Source organism: Atribacter sp., assembly GCF_035418125.1.
Taxonomy (GTDB): Bacteria; Atribacterota; Atribacteria; order Atribacterales; family Atribacteraceae; genus Atribacter; species Atribacter allofermentans.
In genome coordinates this window covers 1-4,393 of record NZ_DAOLQM010000185.1, presented here as the reverse complement: position 1 = coordinate 4,393, position 4,393 = coordinate 1, and the positions used below count along the sequence as shown (strand labels likewise).

Annotated in this window: 4 protein-coding genes; all 4 read right to left on the bottom strand. The window is 40.7% G+C overall.

What is annotated here, in order from left to right:
* Positions 1 to 118: 118 nt before the first annotated feature.
* The 4 genes from PLK24_RS08800 to PLK24_RS08785 all read right to left on the bottom strand — a co-directional run bounded on the left by PLK24_RS08800 (position 119) and on the right by PLK24_RS08785 (position 4,115).
* A complete protein-coding gene (locus tag PLK24_RS08800) occupies positions 119 to 886 on the bottom strand; it encodes an ATP-binding cassette domain-containing protein (RefSeq protein ID WP_324478277.1) in 768 nt (255 codons plus the stop codon).
* Between the two features lie 5 nt (positions 887 to 891).
* A complete protein-coding gene (locus PLK24_RS08795; RefSeq protein WP_324478274.1) occupies positions 892 to 1,980 on the bottom strand; it encodes an ABC transporter permease in 1,089 nt (362 codons plus the stop codon).
* A 13-nt stretch (positions 1,981 to 1,993) separates the two neighbouring features.
* Positions 1,994 to 3,061 (bottom strand): ABC transporter permease, encoded by a 1,068-nt coding sequence (locus PLK24_RS08790; protein WP_324478272.1) that lies wholly within the window; start codon positions 3,059 to 3,061, stop codon positions 1,994 to 1,996.
* A 76-nt stretch (positions 3,062 to 3,137) separates the two neighbouring features.
* Entirely contained in the window at positions 3,138 to 4,115 is a 978-nt protein-coding gene (locus PLK24_RS08785) for an ABC transporter substrate-binding protein (protein ID WP_324478270.1), read from the bottom strand.
* Positions 4,116 to 4,393 lie beyond the last annotated feature (278 nt).

Sequence of the window (4,393 nt, the reverse complement as noted above, 5' to 3'; positions counted from 1 at the left end):
CCCCCTCACCTCATCGCTTCCTCTTCCCCTCAGTCTTTCTTAAAGGGAAAAAGTGAGGGGGAGGGAGGACTTATTACCCCTCTATGCTAACGACTAACTACTCACAACTCACGTTTTTTTATTCATGCTGAACCAGCTCAGCACCGACCATCAAACTGACTACTTCATCGGGATTGGTTTCCTTGACCATCAACTCTCCCACTTTTTCGCCCCGACGCAAAATTACCAATCGATGCGCAACTTGGAAAACATCGTAAAGCTGATGGCTGATGATGATAATCCCTACTCCCTGGGCACTTAAAGTTCTCACTAGATCAAGCACCTTTCTCTGTTCGGCAACACCTAAAGCAGCGGTCGGTTCATCCATAATCAAAAGTTTGGCATTCCAGTAAATGGAACGTGAAATAGCCACCGATTGACGCTGACCACCGGAAAGCATTTTAATTTTATTTTTCAAAGAAGGAATTTCGATCCCTAATTGATCAAGAACTTTTTTCGATTCCTGGTGCATATAATCATGGTCTAAAACGTCAATCAATCCCAAAGCTTTTTTGAGTTTTTCTCGTCCTAAAAAGATGTTGGAATAGACATTGAGATTTTCTGCTAAGGCCAAGTCTTGATAGATAGTCTCAATCCCTAAACGGATAGCATCCATGGGATTTCCGATTTTTACTTCTTTCCCCTGAAATATTACCTGTCCCTCATCCTGATGATAAACTCCGGAAACGACCTTAATCAAAGTTGATTTCCCTGCTCCATTATCTCCGAGGAGTCCAACAACCTCACCTGGCGCAACCTCCATGGAAACCTTGTTGACTGCCACTAATCCTCCAAAACGTTTCACAATATCTTTTACTTCCAAAACCGGTATCTTTTGATCATCCATACTGTTTAATCTCCCTTTCTGACCAGTTCAGGAAAAAATTGATCGATGAGTACTGCAAAGATGAGAATCACTCCAACATAAATATATTTATTAAAGGTTGGTATTCCCAAATTGACCATTCCCGTCTCCAGCACTCCTATAATGAATGTTCCAATAATCGTTCCAATCATCCCTCCTGTCCCACCATAGAGACTAGCACCACCAATGACCACCGCAGCAACCGAATCGAGCATCCGGACGGAACCAGCATCAGCTCGACCATTGACAAATCGCAGAACATACATGATCCCCCCAAGAGAAGCGAAAAAGGATGAAATCATGTAGATTTTCATTAAATGCCAGTCGACATTGATTCCGGCTCTCTGGGCGGCATCAACATTCCCTCCAATAGCGAAGGTATGCTGTCCAAATTGAGTTCGGTTGAGTACGAACCAAAAAACCAGAATAATCAAAAGCGAGATGATAAAGATGTTTGGCACCAGGGGAACCAACTCACGAATCTCAGCTCGAGCTAGACCGGCTGGTTGCCGGAACCAGCTCAGAAATTTTCCGGGAAGATAATAGAGAAGATAGCCATTCCCAAAGTCTCCAACCCCCGGAGGAAGGTTGGTAATCGGAACATTGTAGCTAATGATTTCCGAAAAACCATAAGCAATACCATACATCCCAAAAGTAGCAATAAAGGGAGGGACTTTCATCTTGGTTACTAAAAAACCATTAAGAAGTCCGGGGAGAAGCCCGATGAGTAGGGTTATTAAAACACCAGATATTATGGCAAGGCCAGATGGAAATCCCATGGCATAAAAACTCACCATCATCTTGGCGGAAACCACCGAAGCAAATCCCATTACAAACCCAACTGACAAGTCGATTCCACTGGTTATTATTACAAAGGTTTGTCCGGCCGCCAGAAGCAAAATGGTCATGGAATTAACCATTATATTCTGAAAATTCTTGGCACTAAAAAAGCCGGTCCCCAAAAGACTAAAAATGATGATTTCTCCTATTAAAAAAAGGTAAACCCAGCTTCGGCCTATTAATACTCCCCATTCTCGCTTGTTTCCTGATAATTTACGAATATCTTCAGCACTCATGGTATTCTCTCCTTTAATCGTAAACTAATTCAGGAAATGTTTGATCAATAATTACTGCCAACACCAATATACTTCCCACGGCTATATAACGATAGAAAGGGAAAATTCCTGCCATGAGAAAACCAATTTCGAGAACCGTGAGAACCATAACTCCCAAAAAAGAACCCCAAATACTTCCCTTCCCTCCTTTTAAGCTGGCCCCTCCTATGACTACCGCCGCTACCGCAAAGAGCTCCAAACTGGCAGAAAATTGGGTATGTGAACCAATGGAATAAACCAAGACCGACAACACACCTGCAAGGGCACCGAAGAAAGATGAAATGGTATAAATTTTAATCAAGTGGCTGTCTACATTGATTCCCGCTCTTCGGGCAGCATCGATATTTCCACCGATAGCGTAAGTGTGTTGGCCAAATTGGGTTTTGGTTAAAATATACCCAAAAATGGCAATGATAATACCGGAAATAAGAATTGAATTGGGTAAAATCCGAACCAAATCCCGTAGCTGAGAGTCAAGAATACCCTCAGGTGGTTTGAGAAAGGAAAACCCAAGACCAGAAAAATAATAGAGTATAAAACCATTTCCTATTCTTCCGGCTTGTTGGGGAAGATCAATAATGGGAAATCCTTCGCATAATCCGAAAGCAATTCCATTAGCTATGCCATACATTCCAAGAGTGGCGATAAAAGGAGGCACTCGAAACTTGGCGACCAATAGTCCATTGAGTAACCCGGGTAATAAACCAATCAATAAACCCACAATGATCCCCAATGATATGCAGATAAAGGGAGAATATCCCATAGCAAATAAATTCCGCATAACAATAGCAGATATAACCGATACCATACCTTTTACAAAACCAATGGAAAGGTCAATCCCACCAGTTATGATAACAAAAGTTTCTCCGGCTGCTAAAAGTAACGAAGGGGATGAACTCATTAAAACATTGTTCAGGGTGTTATTGGCAAAAAAACCTTTTCCAACAAAACTAAAAATTATACACAAAAGGAGCAGAAATAAGATGACCCAATTCTTTCCTAATTTAACATACAAACCTTGTGTTGTTTTAACATTATCCATTTTTCACCCTGGAGTACAGCACACTGGGGGAAAATAATGTCTTTCCCCCAGTGTGCTGTAGATAATTGAAGATTATTTATTGATAGATATATCTCTGAGATTCCGGTAAATTAACGTTTTCATGGGTAAAGAAGAAAAATTCAGGGTTGAGTTTCTTGGGAACCTCAGCGTCTTCAGTGAAGAATTTGTAACCCCATTCAACAGCCAATTGGCCCATAGCATATGGATTTTGAGCTAAGACCAGGTCAACTTGGCCTTCTTTTAAAGCATTGATCAAGTCTACAGTGGCATCCCAAGAAGCAATTTTAACCGCTCCAGTCAAACCAGCGTTAACCACTGCCTGGTAGGAACCACGAGCACTAAAGAGGTTGGTACCAAACACACCAACGATATCGGGATTGGCCTGGAGAGCTGCGGCAGTTTGTTGCTGGGCTTTTTCCTGATTATCCAGGTTGTATTCTACTCCAACCAATTCAATATCCGGATAATCAGAAATACCTTTTTTAAAACCTTCTACTCGTTCCACAACGCTGGATACATCAGGATTGGTGGTTGAAACAAATACCTTTCCCTTACCTCCGATCATTTCCGCAAGGTGTTTTCCGACTTCAACTCCACCCTGGAAGTTATCAGTTCCAATGAAAGAAAGTGGGAAGGAATAATCGCTCTCTTTGGAATAATCTCCATCACCAAGATAGGTATCAACGGTGAGGACTTCTATACCACTGTCATAAATTTTCTTTAATGGAGCAATCAACGAGTCTTTAGCAGCAGGACCGGTAATGAGCAGGTCAATATCTCCCCGGGCAGCGGTGGCTTCCAAAACTGGAACCTGGATTTCAGCACCCCAGGACTTTAAATATTCAGTAACAAAGAGATCAATACCTAATTCCTCACATTTGTCGGCAATTCCTTTGCCGATCATTCTATAAAATGGATCTTCAATAGTTGGACACCAGGCAAATTTCAACTTCTTTTCTTGTGCTCCCACTCCTACGACAAAAGTAAAAACCAGAATTCCTACTAAAAGAATAAAAATGAATGACTTTTTCATAAATTTCCCTCCTACAGTTTTTTGCTTACGATTGGTTTATAAAAACTTTAGCTTCCATAACTAGGAAAGCTTTATCACCTCCTCAAAGATTTTTTAAATTCAATTTCAAATTATTCTACCATAATTTAACATCGAATTTCATCATCTTAAAAATAATAAAGAATTCTTTCTTGTTATTATATATTTAGAATCTTTTGTTCTGCAAATTTATCTGCGGATTTGAAAAACAAATCCTTCAAAAGATATTTAAATGGTGGGATGCAATTTTTTTGTGCCCG